Origin of the sequence: Pseudomonas flexibilis (genome assembly GCF_000802425.1) — a bacterium.
GTDB lineage: Bacteria > Pseudomonadota > Gammaproteobacteria > Pseudomonadales > Pseudomonadaceae > Serpens > Serpens flexibilis.
The window spans coordinates 136,894-154,810 of the sequence record NZ_JRUD01000007.1 but is presented as its reverse complement, the minus strand read 5'-3'; the positions used below and the strand labels follow the sequence as shown (position 1 = coordinate 154,810).

Annotated in this window: 13 protein-coding genes; 9 read left to right on the top strand and 4 right to left on the bottom strand. The window is 66.8% G+C overall.

Translation table 11 applies throughout. The features are described from left to right. Window position 1: 1 nt before the first annotated feature. Window positions 2-901 carry a LysR family transcriptional regulator gene (locus SF06_RS05850; protein ID WP_027591401.1) on the bottom strand — a complete coding sequence of 300 codons (900 nt, stop codon included), beginning with the start codon at window positions 899-901 and terminating at the stop codon, window positions 2-4. Window positions 902-1,039: 138 nt separating this feature from the next. On the opposite strand from SF06_RS05850, the gene SF06_RS05845 reads away from it, so the two are divergent. The 4 genes from SF06_RS05845 (at window position 1,040) to mddA (ending at window position 6,120) form a co-directional block, all read left to right on the top strand. Beyond that, window positions 1,040-2,266, top strand: a complete 1,227-nt coding sequence (locus tag SF06_RS05845; protein ID WP_039560290.1) for an acyl-CoA dehydrogenase — start codon at window positions 1,040-1,042, stop codon at window positions 2,264-2,266. Window positions 2,267-2,315: 49 nt separating this feature from the next. Then, window positions 2,316-3,035 (top strand): response regulator, encoded by a 720-nt coding sequence (locus SF06_RS05840; RefSeq protein WP_039560289.1) that lies wholly within the window; start codon window positions 2,316-2,318, stop codon window positions 3,033-3,035. 97 nt (window positions 3,036-3,132) lie between these two features. Beyond that, window positions 3,133-5,136 carry a hybrid sensor histidine kinase/response regulator gene (locus SF06_RS17700; RefSeq protein WP_052199728.1) on the top strand — a complete coding sequence of 668 codons (2,004 nt, stop codon included), beginning with the start codon at window positions 3,133-3,135 and terminating at the stop codon, window positions 5,134-5,136. A 228-nt stretch (window positions 5,137-5,364) separates the two neighbouring features. Then, on the top strand, window positions 5,365-6,120 hold the full coding sequence (gene mddA / locus SF06_RS05830) for a methanethiol S-methyltransferase (RefSeq protein ID WP_039560288.1): 756 nt from the start codon (window positions 5,365-5,367) through the stop codon (window positions 6,118-6,120). A gap of 55 nt (window positions 6,121-6,175) precedes the next feature. On the opposite strand, the gene SF06_RS05825 is transcribed toward mddA, so the two are convergent. From SF06_RS05825 to xthA, 3 genes are all read right to left on the bottom strand, one after another. Beyond that, window positions 6,176-7,162: a TerC family protein gene (locus tag SF06_RS05825; protein ID WP_027591336.1), complete on the bottom strand. Its 987-nt coding sequence runs from the start codon at window positions 7,160-7,162 to the stop codon at window positions 6,176-6,178. Window positions 7,163-7,298: 136 nt separating this feature from the next. Next, window positions 7,299-8,627: a substrate-binding domain-containing protein gene (locus tag SF06_RS05820; RefSeq protein ID WP_052199726.1), complete on the bottom strand. Its 1,329-nt coding sequence runs from the start codon at window positions 8,625-8,627 to the stop codon at window positions 7,299-7,301. Window positions 8,628-8,728: 101 nt separating this feature from the next. Beyond that, entirely contained in the window at window positions 8,729-9,541 is an 813-nt protein-coding gene (gene xthA, locus SF06_RS05815; protein WP_027591337.1) for an exodeoxyribonuclease III, read from the bottom strand. 108 nt (window positions 9,542-9,649) lie between these two features. On the opposite strand from xthA, the gene SF06_RS05810 reads away from it, so the two are divergent. From SF06_RS05810 to tpx, 5 genes are all read left to right on the top strand, one after another. Further along, window positions 9,650-10,303 carry a GNAT family N-acetyltransferase gene (locus tag SF06_RS05810; RefSeq protein WP_027591338.1) on the top strand — a complete coding sequence of 218 codons (654 nt, stop codon included), beginning with the start codon at window positions 9,650-9,652 and terminating at the stop codon, window positions 10,301-10,303. Between the two features lie 54 nt (window positions 10,304-10,357). After that, window positions 10,358-12,079: an autotransporter assembly complex protein TamA gene (locus tag SF06_RS05805; RefSeq protein ID WP_027591339.1), complete on the top strand. Its 1,722-nt coding sequence runs from the start codon at window positions 10,358-10,360 to the stop codon at window positions 12,077-12,079. After that, window positions 12,076-15,780 (top strand): translocation/assembly module TamB domain-containing protein, encoded by a 3,705-nt coding sequence (locus tag SF06_RS05800; protein ID WP_039560287.1) that lies wholly within the window; start codon window positions 12,076-12,078, stop codon window positions 15,778-15,780. The genes SF06_RS05805 and SF06_RS05800 overlap by 4 nt, the downstream gene beginning before the upstream one ends. An 87-nt stretch (window positions 15,781-15,867) precedes the next feature. Continuing rightward, window positions 15,868-17,226, top strand: a complete 1,359-nt coding sequence (locus tag SF06_RS05795) for an alanine/glycine:cation symporter family protein (RefSeq protein WP_027591341.1) — start codon at window positions 15,868-15,870, stop codon at window positions 17,224-17,226. A 67-nt stretch (window positions 17,227-17,293) separates the two neighbouring features. Then, the gene (gene tpx / locus SF06_RS05790; protein WP_027591342.1) at window positions 17,294-17,794 is read left to right on the top strand and encodes a thiol peroxidase; all 501 of its coding nucleotides are present in this window, start codon (window positions 17,294-17,296) and stop codon (window positions 17,792-17,794) included. Window positions 17,795-17,917: the final 123 nt, after the last annotated feature.

The window sequence follows — 17,917 nt, the reverse complement described above, 5'->3', positions numbered from 1 at the left end:
CTCAGGAAATGCGCTCGGCGATATCCACCAGTTGCTCGCGCATCCAGCGGTTGGCCGGATCCTGGTCGGTACTTTCGTGCCAGTACAGGTGACTGGCCAGCAGCGGCACATCGGCCAGCGGCAGCTCGGCCACATGCAGGGCCTGCTGGCGTGCGAAGCGCTCCGGCACGGTGAGCAACAGGTCGGTTTCCTGCAGCACCCGGGTGGCCATCAGGTAGTGTGGCGAGCGCAGGGCGATGCGCCGCTGCTTGCCCAGCTTGCCCAGTGTCAGGTCGACATAGCCCAGACCATTGCGGCGACTGGAGATATGGATATGGCCTGCCGCCAGATAGCCTTCCAGTGTCAGCGGTCCGTTTGCCAGTGGGTGTCCCGGGCGCATGGCACAGACGAAACGGTCTTCCAGCAGCTTGATGTGACGCACCTGCGGGTCGCTGTTGAGGGGCACGTCCACGGCGAAATCCAGCTTGCCTGCAGCCAGTTCACTGGTGGTTTCCCGGCGTCGCGCCAGGGTGCTTTCGATACGCACCTGCGGTGCCAGGCGACCCAGGCGCTGGAAAAGCGGCGGCAGCAGAATGGCTTCGCTCAGGTCGGTCATGCCGATACGAAACGTCTTTGACGCCTCGACGGGGTTGAAGGTCCGGCTTTCCTGCACCGACACCCTCAGCAACTGCAGGGCCTGGCGCACCGAGCCGATGATGTTCTGTGCCATGGGCGTGGGCACCATGCCCTGGGCGGTGCGCACGAACAGCGGATCGTTGAAGGTCTCGCGCAACCGCGCCAGCGCGTTGGATACCGCCGGCTGGGTGATGCCGACGATCTGCCCGGCGCGGGTCAGGTTGGCTTCGCTGTAGATGGCATCGAAGACGATGAACAGGTTGAGGTCGACCTTGCTGAGTCCCATGACGTGAGTTCCCTGCGAAAACGAGCGTGCCGGATATTATCCAGGTTATGAATGTTTATACACGCCAAAAATAGGCTGGGTATATCTGCTGGGCTGCCCTAGGATTTCGACCAGTCATACGACCCTACAGGTGCCAGCATGGATTTCGCCTATTCGCCCAAGGTGCAACAGCTTCGTGAGCGGCTCACCGCGTTCATGGAGGAACATGTCTATCCCGCCGAGGCGGTGTTCGAACAGCAAGTGGCCGAGGGCGATCGCTGGCGGCCGACGGCGATCATGGAAACGCTGAAGGCCAGGGCCAAGGCGGAAGGGCTGTGGAACCTGTTTCTGCCCGAGTCCGACTATGGCGCTGGCCTCTCCAACCTGGAGTACGCGCCCCTGGCCGAGATCATGGGCCGTTCGCTGATCGGCCCGGAGCCCTTCAACTGTTCCGCGCCGGACACCGGCAACATGGAGGTGCTGGTCCGTTACGGCAGCACCGAGCAGAAGAAGCGCTGGCTCGAACCGCTACTGGCCGGCGAGATCCGTTCCGGCTTCGCCATGACCGAGCCCGGCGTGGCCTCCTCGGACGCCACCAACATGCAGGCCAGCGCCCGGCGTGACGGCGACGAGTGGGTGATCAACGGCCGCAAGTGGTGGACCTCCGGCGCCAGCGACCCGCGCTGCACCGTGCTGATCTTCATGGGCCTGACCAACCCGGACAACCCGCGCCACCAGCAGCACTCGATGATCCTGGTGCCCAAGGACACCCCCGGCGTGACCGTGGTCCGCCCGTTGCACGTGTTCGGTTACGACGACGCGCCCCACGGCCATGCCGAGGTGCTGTTCGAGAACGTGCGCGTGCCCTACGAGAACGTCATCCTCGGCGAGGGTCGCGGCTTCGAGATCGCCCAGGGGCGCCTCGGCCCCGGGCGCATCCACCACTGTATGCGCTCGATCGGCATGGCCGAACGCGCCCTGGAACTGATGTGCAAGCGCTCGGTCAGCCGTACCGCCTTCGGCAAGCCACTGGCCCGCCTGGGCGGCAACCTGGACCACATCGCCGACTCGCGCACCGAGATCAACATGGCGCGCCTGCTGACCCTCAACGCCGCATACATGATGGACACCGTCGGCAACAAGGTGGCGGCCAGCGAGATCGCCCAGATCAAGGTGGTGGCGCCCAACGTGGCGCTGCGGGTGATCGACCGCGCCATCCAGATGCACGGCGGCGCCGGCGTCTCCCAGGATTTCCCGCTGGCCTACTGGTACGCCATGCAGCGCACCCTGCGTCTGGCCGACGGCCCGGACGAGGTGCACCGCGCCAGCATCGGCAAGCACGAACTGGCCAAGTACGTGCCGCGCGAGGCGCTGCGCGGTCGCTGAGGCGCAAGCACCCCTGTCTAAGCTGAGAATGGGCAGCGAGGGCAGGGGCATGGCGGAACAGGCGCGACTGCTGGTGGTGGATGACGACGCCGAGGTGCGCCGTCTGCTGGGCGACTACCTGGGCGGCCAGGGGTATCAGGTGGAAGGCTGCGCCGACAGCACGGCCCTGCGCCAGTCGCTGGCCGCGCAGCTGCCCGATCTGGTGCTGCTGGATGTGGGCCTGCCCGGCGAGGACGGCCTGAGTCTGGCGCGCTTCCTGCGCGAACGGCACGACCTGCCGGTGATCATGATCTCGGGCGCCGGCACGCCCCTGGACCGCATCGTCGGCCTGGAGGTCGGTGCCGACGACTACCTGGCCAAACCCTTCGAGCTGCGCGAACTGCTCGCCCGGGTGCGCAGTGTGCTGCGTCGCTATCGCGCCGTTCCGACCGCGCCGCAAGCTGCCGAGCCGCAGCCATCCGGCATCCCGCTCGGGCGTTTCCGCCTGGAACTGGACAGTCGCCGGCTGCTCGACGAGCAGGGCGCCGACATCGAGCTGACCGCCATGGAGTTCGACCTGCTGCAGGCCTTCGCCCAGCGCCCGAACCGGCCACTGAGCCGTGATCAATTGCTCAACCTGACCCAGAACCGCGACTGGAGCCCGTTCGACCGTTCCATCGACATCCGTATCGCCCGGCTGCGCCGCAAGCTCGAGGACGACCCGGAAAAGCCGCAGATCATCCGCACCCTGCGCGGGGTCGGCTACATGCTGGTGACCGGACGGCGCTGAAGGTTTCAATTGTTTCAGTCTGGTTTCCGGCCGGCCGGTGCGGCGGGCCGGCTTCCTATACTGGCGCTGAACTGACACCGCACGCGGGGAGGGCGTCATGGGCAAGCGCACCTGGCCTGAAGCGGGCAATCCGCTGCGGCAGATCGTCGACAACAGCAGCGCGGTGATCTTCATCAAGGACATCGAAGGCCGCTACCGGCTGGTCAATCCGGCGTTCGAGCGTCTGTTCGGCGTACCTGCCGAGCGGGTGCTGGGCAGCGACGACCACCAGCTGTTCCCGGGCGAGATCGCCGATGCCCTGCTGTGCAACGACCGCCGCGTGGTCGAGCAGGGGCGCTCCATCGAGGTCGAGGAGCAGGTGCTCTGGCAGGGGCGCCAGTACACCTACCTGACCACCAAGTTTCCGATCTGCGACAGCCACGGCCAGGTGGTCGGGGTGGGCGGCATCGCCGCCGACATCAGCGAGCGCAAGCGCACCGAGGACGCCCTGCGGCATGTCGCGCTGGGCGTTTCGCGGGCCACCGGCAACGCGGTGTTTCCCGCCACCGTGCGCTATCTGGCGTCCTCCCTGCAGGTGGATTTCGCCTTCGTCAGCCACGCCAGCCGGCCGGACAGCACCCACCTGTCCACCCTGGCGGCCAATTACCGGGGCGAGGCCATCGACAACTTCGACTACGTGCTGCAGGGCACTCCGTGCGCCGAGGTGTTCGGCCAGCGCTTCCTGTACATCCCGCGGGGCCTGGGCGAACGCTACTCGCTGGATGCGCTGCTGAAGCACATCCGTATAGACAGCTATGCCGGCTACCCGTTGTTTGCCAGCGATGGCCGTCCGCTGGGGCTGATTGCCGTTGGCCATGCGAGCGAGCTGCCGGAACGCGAGCGCGTGGAGTCTGTGCTGCGCATCTTCTCGGTGCGGGTCGCGGCCGAGGTGGAGCGGGCGACGCTCGAGCAGCAGTTGCGCCAGGCGCAGCGCATGGAAGCCATCGGCCACCTGACCGGCGGCATTGCCCACGACTTCAACAACCTGCTGACCAGCATGCTCGGCTACACGCAGATGGCCGAGGAGCTGGCGGGCGAGCGCGGCGACGCGCCGCTCGGCCGCTACCTCGGGCGCATCCGCCAATCGGCCGAGAAGGCCCGCGACCTGATCCGCCAGATGCTGGTCTTCAGTCGCGGCAGTCGGGGTCAGCCCCGCGTGGTGTCGCTGGCCGCGCTGGTCGAGGAGTTTCGCCCGCTGCTGCAATCCGCCTTGCCGGCCGGCATCGAGCTGGATCTGCAGCTCGGCCAGGGTCTCGCGCCAGTACGGGTCGACCCGCTGCAGCTGGAGCAGGTGCTGATGAACCTGTGCATCAACGCCCGCGACGCCATGAACGGCAGCGGACGCCTGCGCATCGCGCTGCACGCGCGCAGCCTGGTGGACGGCCTGTGCGCATCCTGCCAGCAACGCATCGCCGGCGACTTCCAGGCGCTGTGTGTGGAAGACAGCGGGCCCGGTATCGACGAGTCCGTTCAGCACACCATCTTCGAACCCTTCTACACCACCAAGGCGCCGGGGCAGGGCAGTGGCATGGGGCTGTCCATGGTGCACGGCCTGGTGCACGAGTACGGCGGTCACCTCCTGCTGCACAGCCAGCCGGGGAAGGGCGCCCGCTTCGAGGTGCTGCTGCCCGGCCTACCGGGCTCACCGGCTGTGTCGGCCCGGCCGGCCGGCGACCATGAAACGCCGCGTGAGCAGCTCCGGGGGCGGGTCTGCGTGGTGGATGACGATCCGCTGGTAGGCGAGTACCTGCAGGACTGCCTGAGCCACTGGGGACTGCAGGTCACCGTCTGGAGCGACGCCGAACAGGCACGCACGGCGTTGCTGGCAGAGCCCGGAGCCTGGGATGCGCTGATTCTCGACCAGAGCATGCCGCGCCTGTGCGGCCTGGCGCTGGCCAAGCAGGTGCTGGCGGTGCGTGCGGACCTGCCAATCGCCCTGCATAGCGGCTTCAGCGATCCGGACGATGAACGCACTGCGCGGCAGCTCGGACTCACACTGTTGCACAAGCCGGTGGCCGCGCCGGTACTGCACGACTGGCTGAGCAGCCGGTTGCCAGGCTGAAACCCTTCGGCAACACACCGGCAGCACTCCGACATCGGCGCGATACGCACGGGGCGAATACTGGCCTCGACTGCCACCCAGGGCAGCCGTCACCGGAGGTTCCCATGCACCGCTCATCCCTGACCCGCGCCATGCACTGGCTGCGCGCCTACCTCGATTCTGACCAGTTGTTCTTCATCTACCTGGCCGAAAGCCAGCGTCATGCAGGCTGATGCCCGGGAGGTTCCGATGAAACGCCTTGCCATCTTCGCTTACGGCATCCTCTGCTATGCCGTGTTCTTCGCCACCTTCCTCTACGCCATCGCCTTTGTCGGCGATCTGCCCGGCGTGCCGCGCACCATCGACGGCGCGCCACGGATGGCGTCCCTGCCGGCACTGCTCATCGACCTGGTACTGCTGGCCCTGTTCGCCGTGCAGCACAGCCTGATGGCGCGGCCGGCCTTCAAGGCGCTGTGGACGCGGATCATCCCGGCGGCCGCCGAACGCAGCACCTATGTACTGTTCTCCAGCCTGGCGCTGATCCTGCTGTTTCGCTTCTGGCAGCCGCTGGGCGGGCAGGTCTGGTCAATCCACAGCACCGCCGGCCAAGTGCTGATGTACGCCGGCTTCGCCTTCGGCTGGGCGCTGGTGCTGTACAGCACCTTCCTGATCAATCACTTCGATCTGTTCGGCCTGCGCCAGGTCTGGCTGCACCTGCGCGGCCAGGCCTACCGGTCGCTGGCGTTCAAGACCCCGGCCGCCTACCGGCTGGTGCGGCATCCTCTGTATGTGGGCTGGTTCTTCGCCATCTGGTGCACGCCGCAGATGAGCATGACCCACATGCTGTTCGCCCTGGTGACCGCGACCTACATCCTCACGGCGATCCGCTTCGAGGAGCACGACCTGCTCGCCGCGCACCCGGAATACGCCGATTACCGGCGCCGCGTGCCGATGCTGCTGCCCCGGTTGCGCACGCCCGCCGAGCCGCTCGACGAAGCGATCTGATTGGCAGGAAACGACAAGGGCGCCGTGAGGCGCCCTTGTCGTTTCGCGGGGTCGCTTACTGCTGTGCCGGCTTGTCGCGGGTCTTGAACAACGAGAGGAGCACGCCACCGGCCAGCAGGCCGAGGGTCACGCTCAGGGACAGCACGGCGGGTACCTTGCCGATGAAACCGTGGGCGAAGATCTTGCCGCCGATAAAGATCAGCACCAGCGCCAGGGCGTACTTGAGGTACACGAAGCGGTGCATCAGCGCCGCCAGGGCGAAATACAGCGAACGCAGACCGAGGATGGCGAAGATGTTCGAGGTGTAGACGATGAACGGGTCCTGGGTGATGGCGAATACCGCCGGTACGCTATCCACCGCGAATACCAGGTCGGCCAGCTCGATCAGCACCAGGCAGAGGAACAGCGGCGTGGCGTAGAGCAGGGCACGCTCGGCGCCCGCCGGCTTCAGGCGCACGAAGAAGCGGCCTTCGTGCAGGGTGTCGGTCATGCGGATGTGGCGGCGCACGAAGCGGATCATGCGGTTGTTTTCCAGGTCCGGGTGCTCCTCCTCTTCCTTCTGGAAGAGCATCTTCACCCCGGACAGCAGCAGGAAGGCGCCGAACAGGTAGAGCACCCACTCGAACTCCTTCACCAGCGCGGTACCCAGGCCGATCATGATGGCGCGCAGCACCACCACGCCGATGATGCCCCAGAACAGCACCCGGTGCTGATAGCGACGCGGGATGCTGAAGGCACCGAAGATCATCGCCATCACGAACACGTTGTCCATGGACAGCGACTGTTCCACCAGAAAGCCGGTGTAGAACTCCATGGCGCTCTGCGCGCCGAGCTCGAACCACACCCACACGCCGAACAGCACGCCCACGCTGAAATAGCCGCTGTAGAGCAGCAGGCTCTCGCGCATTTCGATTTCGCGCTCTTCGCGGTGCAGGACGCCGAGGTCGAGGACCAAGAGCAGGATGACAATGGCCAGGAAGCCCAGCCAGAACCAGGCGGGGGTGCCCAGGAAGGGGGTGGTGAGAAAGTCGAACGGATGCATCGGTCAGGCCCTCCAGCATCGGATTGTCGGAAACAGCTGACTCCGACATCGCGGTGGGAAACCCACCGCCAGAGGGGCCCGGCGTCAGTGCGGCGCATAGCCTAAGCCTGTCCGCTGCCGTCTGCAACGGTGGGATTCAGCGAACCCACACCTCCACCCGCCGGTTGCGGATGCGCCCGGATTCGGCCTGGTTGTCGGCCACCGGCAGGTCGTCGCCGATGCCCAGGACCTGGGTATGAGTCACGCCGAGGCGCGACAGCGCGCGGCGCACCGTCTCGGCCCGCAGGCGCGAGAGCAGGCGGGCGCGGCTCGGGTCGCTCTTGGCATCGCCGAACCCCACCAGGACCAGTTGTGCATCGTCACCGGTGTGGGCGTCCAGATAGTCGCGCACGCGCAGCAGGTCACGCACCGCCTTGTTGTCCAGCTGGGCGCTGCCTTCCTGGAAACGGAAATTGACCGACAGGCGTCGGCCGGCTTGCGCCAGTTGGCGATAGTCGCCGGGCAGGTCGGCGTGCGCCTCGACCGGGATGGCGCGCACGGCCTGACCGATGAAGCCCACCTGCTCGACGATGCGCTGGCCCTCGGCACTCTGGGCGAAATCGATCAGTGCCTGCGCCCAGGGGTTGTTGTCGTCCGGTGCTCGGTACAGGAACAGGCGACGGGCCAGCGGGTAATCCTCCGTGGCGATGCTGTCCGGGCTGGGCAGCAGTGCCTGGGCGCCGCCGGCGGAAATGGCCAGGGCGCGGGTTCTGCCCACGGAGGCCAGGCCGACGAAGCCGATCCCCTGGGGATCGGCCAGCACGGCCTCGGCCAGCCGATCATTCGATTCGAAGCGCTGCGCGGCCGCGTCCAGTTGTCTGCCCTGGGGCACTAGCACCAGTTCCTTGAAGGTGTCGTAGGTGCCGGACTGGTCATCGCGGGCATACAGGCGCACCGGCGCATCCGCGCCGCCCAGCTGCCGCCAGGAACGCAGCTCCCCGGAGAACAGCGCTGCCAGTTGATCCACATCCAGGGTACGTAGCGGATTGGTAGGGTGCACGATGATGGCCAGGCCATCGATCGCGATGACCTGCTCGGCGGCTGCCGAGCGCAGGTCGCCGCGACCGGCGAGCGCATCCACCTCGCTGTCCTTCACCGGTCGAGACGACGCTGCCAGCTGGGCACTGCCTTCGCGTAACGCCCGAAAGCCGGTGCTGGAGCCATGGGCGGCGACCGCGATGCCGACCCAGCTTCCGTCGGGCTTGCGCGCCTGTATCGTCTGTTCGTTCTCCTGTCGCCCCGGCCGGCGGGTGATGACGCTGAAACCCTGCTGGCGGAACAGCCCCTCGATGAGGGCCGGCGCCAGGGCAGCGCCAACGGTATTGGAGCCCTGGATACTCAGCAGGGTGGCGGGCTGCGGACTGGCGACGCTCAGCGCGCAACCGGAAATCAGCGAAACGGCAAGCAAGGCACGCAACAGCGACATGCGGCGACTCCGGCAGGATGATGCCGCGCAAGGCTAGAGTCGCCAGATGACGGTTGCGTTACAGCGCAGTGACAAGCGGCGCGGGTGCGAACCGGTTCGTATCAGGCGATTTCCAGCCAGATCGGCGCATGGTCGGACGGTTTTTCCATGCCGCGCAGGTCGTAGTCGACGCCGGCGTCCCGGAAGCGACTTTCCAGGGCCTTCGAGGCCAGGACCAGGTCTATGCGCAGGCCGCGACGCGGATCGTCCTCGAAGCCGCGACTGCGATAGTCGAACCAACTGAAACGGTCATGCACCTCGGGGTGCAGCTGCCGGAAGCTGTCTACCAGGCCCCACGCCTTCAGGCGCTCCATCCACTCGCGCTCCTCGGGCAGGAAGCTGCACTTGCCGGTACGCAGCCAGCGTTTGGCATTCTCCGCGCCGATGCCGATATCGCAGTCCTGCGGCGAGATGTTGAAGTCGCCCATGACCACCAGCGGCTGGTCGGGGCGGTACTGTTCTTCGAGCAGTCGCTGCAGGTCGGCATAGAAGCGCGTCTTGGCGGGAAACTTCACAGGATGGTCGCGGTTCTCGCCCTGGGGGAAATAGCCGTTGAGCACATGGACGATCTGCCCGTCGGCCATCGCGAAGCTGCCGCCGATCAGGCGCCGCTGCGACTCCTCGCCGTCCCAGGGGAAGCCCTTGAAGACGGTCAGCGGTGCCTGACGCGACAGCAGGGCCACGCCGTAATGGCTCTTCTGCCCGTGGAAATGCACGTGGTAGCCCAGCGCCTGGACCGCCTCCAGCGGGAACTGCTCGTCGGACACCTTGGTCTCCTGCAAGCCGATCACATCGGGCTGATGCTTCTCAATCAGCGCCTCCAACTGGTGCGGTCGGGCGCGCAGGCCATTGATGTTGAACGAAACGAACTTCATGACGGCAGGCCCCGAGTGAAAAACGCGATGCTAGCCCAAGGGGCCTTCTGGCGGCCACCCGAGCCCGCTGCTAGGGTCGCAGCAGAACCGACCAAGGAGTGAGACCGCATGTCTGCCAGCCAAGCCGCCGAATCCGCCGAGGTCTGCCTGCTGGACAGCAGCTATGGCCCGGAAGCCGCCTCGTTGCTGTTCAGGGCGTACCGCAACGATCCGACCTTTCGCTGGCTGATGGACGCCAGCCGCCCTGGCTACGACCACCGGCTGCGCACCACGTTGCGCGAGCTGTTGCGCAATCACATCGCCGAGCACCGCCCGGCGCTGGGGCTGGTGCAGAACGACCGGCTGATCGGCATCGCCCTGGTCGCCCCGCCGGAGCGGCGGCTGGAAGTGACGGAAAGCTGGGGTTGGCGGCTGCGCATGCTGCTGGGCGCGGGGCGCCGGGCCACACGCCGCTATCTGGAATTCCATGAGGCGGTGATGGCCTGCGTGCCGACCGGCCCCCATCATCTGCTGCCACTGCTCGGGGTGCTGCCCGACTACCAGGGCCGCGGCTATGGCGAGCGGCTGCTGGCCGCGCTACATGACTGGTGCGCCCAGGACAGTCAGTCGCATGGCATCGTGCTGGATACCGGCAACCAGCAGTATCTGGACTTCTACCGGCGCAACGGCTACCGGGAAATCGGCGAGGTGGCCGTCGGCCCGGTGCGAGAACATGTATTCTTCCACCCCAATCCCCAACCCCTGGCTGGCGTCTCCGGATAGCGCGCGGCTGATACCTTTCGCGGAGAAATCGAGCCTGTGGTCTTATGGTCCCCGATGAGGCGGCATGGAGCAGGATGGAGCCTGCTGCTGTACCTGCTGGCAGGACCCGCGCTGGCCGACCAGCTGCGCGTGCGCATCACCCCGCAGAACCCGGACCTCAAGGCGAACGTCGAGGGTTACATCGGCGAGCTGGATGGCAAGGACCGTGACGAACTGATGCGTCTGAGCCGCATTGCCGGCGCGCAGGCGCGCCAGGCCGCCGAAGCGCTGGGGTACTACCGTGCGCAGATTCGCACCGAGGTGAGCACCTCCGCGACGCCGCGCCTGACGGTACGCATCGATGCCGGCGAGCCGGTGCGCCTGCGCAATGTCACGGTGCGCATCGAAGGTCCCGCCGCCAGTCAGGCGGGTTTCCAAAAGCCCGATCTGGAGCGCCTGCGCCCGGGGCAGGTGCTCAACCACGGTGATTACGAGGCGGTGAAGGGCCGCATCGAAAGCCAGTCGGCGCGCTTCGGTTACTTTGCCGGACGCTTTGTGCAGCAGCGCATCCTGGTGGACCCGGTCGCGGGCCATGCGGACATCGAACTGATCTACCAGAGCGGCGAGCGTCATCGTTTCGGCGACATCACCTTCACGGGCGAATACCCCTTCGAGGATCAGCTGCTGCGACGCATGCTGCCCTTCGAGCCGGGTACGCCCTACGACAGCGAACTGATCGCCGAGCTGCACCAGAATCTGCAGGGCAGCGGCTACTTCGAGAGCATCCGCGTGGACGCCGCGCCCAGCCTGGCGCAGGCCGGCGAGATCCCGGTGGAGGTGCGCCTGGATACCCGCAAGCCACGCACCTTCGGTGTGGGCCTGGGCTATTCCACGGACGTCGGCCCGCGGGGGCGCTTCGAGTGGACCCGCCATTGGCGCAATCCCCAAGGCCACAGCTATGGCATCGACACCGAGTGGTCCGCCCCGCGGCAGAACGTCGGGCTCTGGTATGACATGCCGGGCGACAAGCCGCTCACCGACAAGCTGCGCCTGGCGGGCGGCTACCAGTACGAGGAACTGGCCGATACCGATAGCCTGAGCAAGCTGATCACCGTCGGCCCGGAGTGGCACAGCCGGCGCCCCAACGGTTGGCAGCGCGTGCTGTCGCTCAAATGGCAGCATGAGGAATATCGGCTGGGTGATGATTCGGGCATCAGTACGCTGTTGATGCCCGGCATTGCCTACTCCTATCTCAAGAGCGACAACCGGCTCGACCCCAGCCGTGGCTACCGGGTGCAGTTCGAGCTGGCCGGTGCCCAGGAAGGCCTCGGTTCGGATGCCAGTGTGGTGAGTGGCGAAGTCGGCCTGCGCGGCTTGATCACCCTGGCCGAACGGCACCGCTTTCTCGGCCGCGTGCAGGTCGGCGGCACTGAAACCGACGACTACGCCTCGGTACCGCCGTCGCTGCGCTTCTTCGCTGGCGGTGACCAGAGCGTGCGCGGCTACGACTACCAGAGCCTGTCGCCCACCAACTCCCGGGGCGACCGCGTCGGTGGCCGCTACATGCTGGCGGTCAGTGGCGAGTACCAGTTCGCCCTGACACCGACCTGGCGCCTGGCGACTTTCGCCGACCATGGCAACGCCTTCAATTCGCTGGAGATTCCCTCGCTGAAGAGCGGGGTGGGTTTCGGGGTGCGGTGGGTGTCGCCGGTCGGCCCGCTGCGTCTGGACCTGGCGCATCCGCTGGACGGCACGGGTGGCGTGCGCCTGCACTTCTCCATGGGGCCTGAGTTGTGAATCGCGTAGTCAAGGGGAGCCTGCTGGCTCTGCTGATCTGTCTGCTGTTGCTTGCCCTGGCGGTTGCCATGGTGCTGGGTACGACTGCCGGCAGTCGCTGGGTGCTGGGCCAGGTGCCAGGTCTGCAGGTTGAGGGCTTCGAGGGCCGTCTGGGCGGCAGCTGGCGGGCCAATCATGTGGAATGGCGGCAGGACGACCAGCACGTCACCCTGGTCGCACCTCGCCTGGACTGGTCGCTTCGCTGCCTGTTCCAGCTGCGCCTGTGCATCAAGCACCTCGGTGCCGAGGACGTGCAGCTGGTCTTCCCGCCGTCTGCCGAGGAAGCCCCACGCGAACCGCAGGCCGTTCAGCTACCGGAGCTGAACCTGCCCTTGCGCATCGAGCTGCGCCAGGCGGCCATCGGCAACCTGTCGCTCAACGGCAACGAGCTGCTGCATGACCTGCAGCTGAGCGCCAACTGGAACGAACAGGGCCTGCGCATCGAAACGCTGCGGGTGGCGCAGGGGGACGCATTGCGGCTGGTCGCTACGGGGCATGTCAAGCCGAGCGGCCAGTGGCCCGTACAGCTCAACGGCAACCTGATCCTGCCCGCGCCTGATGATCGTCCCTGGGCCCTGGCCCTGCAGGCAGAAGGCGAACTGCAGGGCAGGTTGCGCCTGGTCGTCGACAGCGGCGGCTACCTGCAGGGGCGCCTGGAGGGCAACGTCCAGCCGCTGCAACCCGATCTGCCCGCCAGTCTGCTGCTGACTGCCAGCGGCTTCAAGGCCAGTAGCGCGCTACCCGACACCCTGATGCTCAATCAGGTTCGCCTGCAGGCCGAAGGCGCGCTGGACGCCGGCTACCGCATCACGGGCGGCGCGCAGCTGCCCGCTGATGAGGGGCCGGTCGCCCTGGTGCTCAACGCTCTGGTGAGCGCCACGGGTGCGCAGATCAATCAAGTGCGCCTGCAGGCCGGCGGCGAGCAGTCCGTGCAACTGGAGGGCTCGCTCGACTGGAGCGAGGCGCTGAGCGCCGAAGCCCACCTGCAATGGCGGGATTTTCCCTGGCTGCGCCTGTATCCCATGGAGCCGCCGCCGGTGACGCTGCGGCGCCTGGACGCCGATCTCAGTTATCTGGATGGCAGTTACCTGGGTAACTTCAGCAGCGATCTCGACGGCCCGGCAGGGCCGTTCAGCCTGTCCAGCCCGGTGAGCGGCAACCTTGGTGAAGTGCACCTGCCATCCCTGCGCCTGGACGCCGGGCAGGGCAGCGCCGCGGGCCAGCTGAGCCTCGGATTTGCCGACGCCATCCGCTGGAATACGCGCCTGGTGCTTTCCGCGCTGAACCCTGCCTACTGGGTGGCCGAGCTGCCGGGGAATCTCGACGGCAGCCTGGTCAGCCAGGGGCAACTGCAGGACGGCCACCTCGAGGCCGAAGCTGATCTACAGCTCGACGGCGAGCTGCGCCGCCTGCCGACCACCCTGGCACTGCAGGGCCGGGTGGAGGGTGAGCGCTGGGTGCTGCCGCGCCTGGAGGTGCAACTGGGCGACAACCGTGTTCAGGGCCGTGGCCTGCTGAGCAGCGAACTGGCGGCCGAGCTGCAGCTGGCCCTGCCGCGTCTCGACCAGTTGTGGCCGGAGCTCAGGGGCGCCGTACAGGGCCACCTTGACCTGAGCGGCACGCGGCAACAGCCACGGGGAGTGCTCAGCCTCGCCGGACGCCGCTTGGGTTACGGTGAAACGTTCGTCGACAGCCTGAATGTCCGCGGCAATCTGATCGAGCGCAACCAGACCCGCCTCGACCTCGTCGCTGAAGGCTTGCGCAGCGGTGACACCGACTGGGGGCGCCTGACGCTGACTGGAAACGGCGATCTGGATACCCAGGCAGTGGCGCTGCAACTGACCGGCGATGTGCTGGAGGCCAAACTGGGTCTGTCCGGGCGCCTGGCCCAGAGCGACGCGGGCTGGCACTGGCAGGGGCGGCTCGAGGAGGCGCAGCTGTCGGCACAGGAGCAACGCTGGCGGTTGCAGGCGCCTGCAACCCTGGAGCGTTTTGCGGACGGTCGCCTGGTGCTCGGGGCGCAATGCTGGCGTTCGGGCGCTGCCAGCCTGTGCGGGGAGGGCGAGCAGCGGCTGATGCCGGAGCCGAGCCTGCGCTACCAGTTGCGCGACTTCGACCTGGCCAGCCTGGCGCGCTGGCTGCCCGATGATTTCCAGTGGCAGGGCGAGCTGAACGGCTACCTGGAACTGGAGCTGCCGGAAGGCGGGCCGCGTGGCCAGGTTCGGCTGGATGCCGGGCAAGGGGTTCTGCGGCTTCGCGAAGAGGAGGAGTGGGTCGATTTCCCCTATCAGGCACTGCGCCTGGACAGCATGCTGCGACCGGAGCAGGTGGATCTGCAGGCCCGCTTCAATGGGGGACAACTGGGCGAGTTGCAGCTTGAGGCCCGCATTGATCCGCGCGGGGAAGAAAAGCCGCTGGCGGGCACCTTCACCCTGCGAGGCCTGAACCTGGCGGTCGCCCGTCCCTTCGTGCCTCAGGTGGGGCAATTGGAGGGCCAGATCAACGGTAACGGGCGCCTGGGCGGGACGTTGCAGGCGCCGCAAGTGACCGGACAGCTGCGGCTCACCGAAGGTCTGGTGGCCGGGGGGGAGCTGCCGACCAGCCTGGAGAACCTCCAGGTGCTGGCAACCATCAGCGGCCAGCGCATGGATCTGGACGGTAACTGGCGCAGCGGTGCTAGCGGCTCAGGGCGAATCGCCGGCTGGCTGACCTGGCAGGACCGCCCCGCGGCGGACATCCGCCTATCCGGCACCCGCCTGTCGGTGGTGGTGCCGCCGTACGCCGAACTGGAAGTGGAGCCGGACCTGCGCATCGCCCTCACCGCCCAGGGCCTGTCGCTCAGCGGGCGCCTTGCGGTGCCGCGTGGCGACATCACCATCCGCGAGCTGCCGCCCTCCACCGTGAAGGTCTCGCCGGATGTGGTGCTGGTCGGCGAGGAGCCCGCCGAGAAGGGCGAGGGCCTGCCGATGCGCATGGACATCACCGTGGTAGTCGGTCAGGAGGAGCTGAACTTCTCAGGCTTCGGCCTCACCGCCCAGGTGGCCGGCGATGTGCATATCGGCGACCAGCTGGATACCCGGGGCGAACTGGCCCTGACGCGGGGCCGTTACCGGGCCTATGGGCAACGCCTGACCATCCGACGGGCTCGCTTGCTGTTCGTCGGGCCCATCGACCAGCCGTTCCTGGATGTGGAGGCTATCCGCCGGGTCGATGACGTGGTGGCCGGCCTGCGTATCACCGGCAGCGCCGCGGCGCCCCGCGTCGAGGTCTTTTCCGAGCCGGCCATGGCGCAGGAGCAGGCGCTGTCCTATCTGGTACTGGGGCGCCCGCTGGGCAGCGGCGATGACGGTGCGGGTGACGGCGCCTTGCTGGCCCAGGCCGCCATCGGACTGGGCCTTGCCGGCAGCGCCGGTATCACCGGCAACATCGCGCGCCAGTTGGGCATCAAGGATTTTCTGCTGGAAACCGAGGGCAGTGGCGCCCAGACAAGCGTGGTGGCCAGCGGGCGCCTGTCCGACCGCCTGACCCTCAGCTACGGTGTCGGCGTGTTCGATTCCGTGAACACCCTGTCCCTGCGCTATCGTCTCAGCCGCCGGGTTTTCCTGGAGGCGGCCAGTGGATTGGCCAGCTCCCTCGACATCTTCTACCGGCGGGATTTTTGATGGATTGATGGCTAAACGACACGAAAATTCTTGCCGATTGCCGACATTCACACGATTCTTCCCCGGTCGAAAAAGAAGGATAACGCTATGGAAGCGATACAGAACCTGGTCAATCAATTGAACGGCCTTGTCTGGGGTCCGCCGATGCTGGTGCTGATTCTGGGCACAGGCTTCTTCCTGATGCTGTACCTGCGCTTCATGCCGCTGCGGCAGATCGGCCCCGGTTTCCGACTGATGTGGCAGGGGCGGGCGAAGGGCGAGGAGGGCACTGGCGAGATCAGCCCGTTCCAGGCGCTGATGACCACCCTGGCGGCGACCGTGGGTACCGGCAACATCGCCGGTGTGGCCACCGCGATCTTCCTGGGCGGCCCCGGTGCGTTGTTCTGGATGTGGATGACCGCGCTGGTGGGTATGGCCACCAAGTACTGCGAAGTGGTACTGGCTGTGCATTACCGCGAGAAGGACGCACGGGGCGAGCACGTTGGCGGCCCCATGTATGCCATCCGCAATGGCCTGGGCCGCAAGTGGGCCTGGCTGGGCGGGGCCTTCGCGCTGTTCGGCGGACTGGCCGGTTTCGGTATCGGCAACATGGTGCAGGTCAACAGCATGGCGCACGCGCTGGAAACCACGTTCAGCGTGCCCCTGTGGGTGACCGGCCTGGCTGCCATGCTGCTGACCGGCCTGGTGATCCTCGGCGGCATCCGTCGCATCGGTATGGTGGCGGCAGCCCTGGTACCGTTCATGTGCGTGGCCTATGTGCTGGCCGCGCTGGTGGTGCTGATCGTCAACCTGGACGCCATCCCGGCCGCCTTCGCCCTGATCATCGAGCATGCCTTCAGCCCCATCGCCGCTACCGGCGGCTTTGCCGGCGCAGCCGTCATGGCAGCTATCCGCTATGGCGTGGCGCGCGGGATCTTCTCCAACGAGGCCGGCCTCGGTACCGCGGGCATCGCCCAGGCGGCAGGCACCACCGACAACGCGGTGCGCTCCGGCCTGATCGGCATGCTGGGCACGTTCATCGACACCATCATCGTCTGCTCGATGACCGGCCTGGCCATCATCTGCTCCGGCGTATGGACCAGCGGGGTGAGCGGGGCGGCGCTGTCCGCTGCGGCCTTCGAGTCGGCGATGCCGGGTTTCGGCGGCGCGCTGCTGACCCTGGCGCTGGTCACCTTCGCCTACACCACCATCCTGGGCTGGAGCTTCTACGGCGAGAAATGCTGGGAGTTCATGATGGGAACGCGCGCCATCTGGCCGTTCCGGGTGGTCTGGGTGCTGGCGGTGCCGATCGGCGCGCTGACCCAGTTGGACTTCACCTGGCTAGTAGCCGATACCCTTAATGGGCTGATGGCCATTCCCAACCTGGTCGCGCTGCTGCTACTGAGCCCGGTAGTGGTGCGCCTGACCCGGGAGTATTTCGCCAAGCAGGCAGCCGTCCGGGTGTGATCCGGGCGCTGCCATGCTTAAATTGCCAGCCTGGCAATCCCCCAATCCCACCAGAAGGATCAAGCAAATGGCTCAAGTGACCATGCGTGGCAACCCCATCGAGATTTCCGGCAACCTGCCGCAGCCCGGTCAGCAGGCGCCGGCGTTCAGCCTGGTCGGTACTGACCTGGCCGACGTCACCCTGGCCAGCTTCGCCGGCAAGCGCAAGGTGCTGAACATCTTCCCGAGCATCGACACGCCGACCTGTGCCACCTCGGTGCGCAAGTTCAACACCGAGGCTTCCAGCCTGCAGAACACCGTGGTGCTGTGCATTTCCGCCGACCTGCCGTTCGCCCAGAAGCGTTTTTGCGGTGCCGAAGGCATCCAGAACGTGGTCAGCCTGTCCACGATGCGCGGTCGTGAGTTCCTGCAGGACTATGGCGTCGCCATCGCCAATGGTCCGATGGTCGGCCTGACTGCCCGTGCCGTGGTGGTGCTGGACGAGCAGGACAAGGTCCTGCACAGCGAGCTGGTTCCGGAAATCGGCCAGGAGCCCGACTACCAGGCCGCGCTGGCGGTACTGCGCTGAGTCACCCGCGCCCCGCTTGGTCGGGGCGCTTTTTTCCCTCGATTCACCCCTCCTTACAATTCCCCGCGCCCGCCGCAGGTAAAACTGCGGTAAAGAGCCTTTGCAGGCGCTTGCTCAATCCTT

Excerpts from the sequence above, each read along its gene's own strand:
- SF06_RS05850 (WP_027591401.1), bottom strand. The coding sequence starts at position 901 with ATGGGACTCAGCAAGGTCGACCTCAACCTGTTCATCGTCTTCGATGCC.
- SF06_RS05845 (WP_039560290.1), top strand. The coding sequence starts at position 1,040 with ATGGATTTCGCCTATTCGCCCAAGGTGCAACAGCTTCGTGAGCGGCTC.
- SF06_RS05840 (WP_039560289.1), top strand. The coding sequence starts at position 2,316 with ATGGCGGAACAGGCGCGACTGCTGGTGGTGGATGACGACGCCGAGGTG.
- SF06_RS17700 (WP_052199728.1), top strand. The coding sequence starts at position 3,133 with ATGGGCAAGCGCACCTGGCCTGAAGCGGGCAATCCGCTGCGGCAGATC.
- mddA (WP_039560288.1), top strand. The coding sequence starts at position 5,365 with ATGAAACGCCTTGCCATCTTCGCTTACGGCATCCTCTGCTATGCCGTG.
- SF06_RS05825 (WP_027591336.1), bottom strand. The coding sequence starts at position 7,162 with ATGCATCCGTTCGACTTTCTCACCACCCCCTTCCTGGGCACCCCCGCC.
- SF06_RS05820 (WP_052199726.1), bottom strand. The coding sequence starts at position 8,627 with ATGTCGCTGTTGCGTGCCTTGCTTGCCGTTTCGCTGATTTCCGGTTGC.
- xthA (WP_027591337.1), bottom strand. The coding sequence starts at position 9,541 with ATGAAGTTCGTTTCGTTCAACATCAATGGCCTGCGCGCCCGACCGCAC.
- SF06_RS05810 (WP_027591338.1), top strand. The coding sequence starts at position 9,650 with ATGTCTGCCAGCCAAGCCGCCGAATCCGCCGAGGTCTGCCTGCTGGAC.
- SF06_RS05805 (WP_027591339.1), top strand. The coding sequence starts at position 10,358 with ATGAGGCGGCATGGAGCAGGATGGAGCCTGCTGCTGTACCTGCTGGCA.
- SF06_RS05795 (WP_027591341.1), top strand. The coding sequence starts at position 15,868 with ATGGAAGCGATACAGAACCTGGTCAATCAATTGAACGGCCTTGTCTGG.
- tpx (WP_027591342.1), top strand. The coding sequence starts at position 17,294 with ATGGCTCAAGTGACCATGCGTGGCAACCCCATCGAGATTTCCGGCAAC.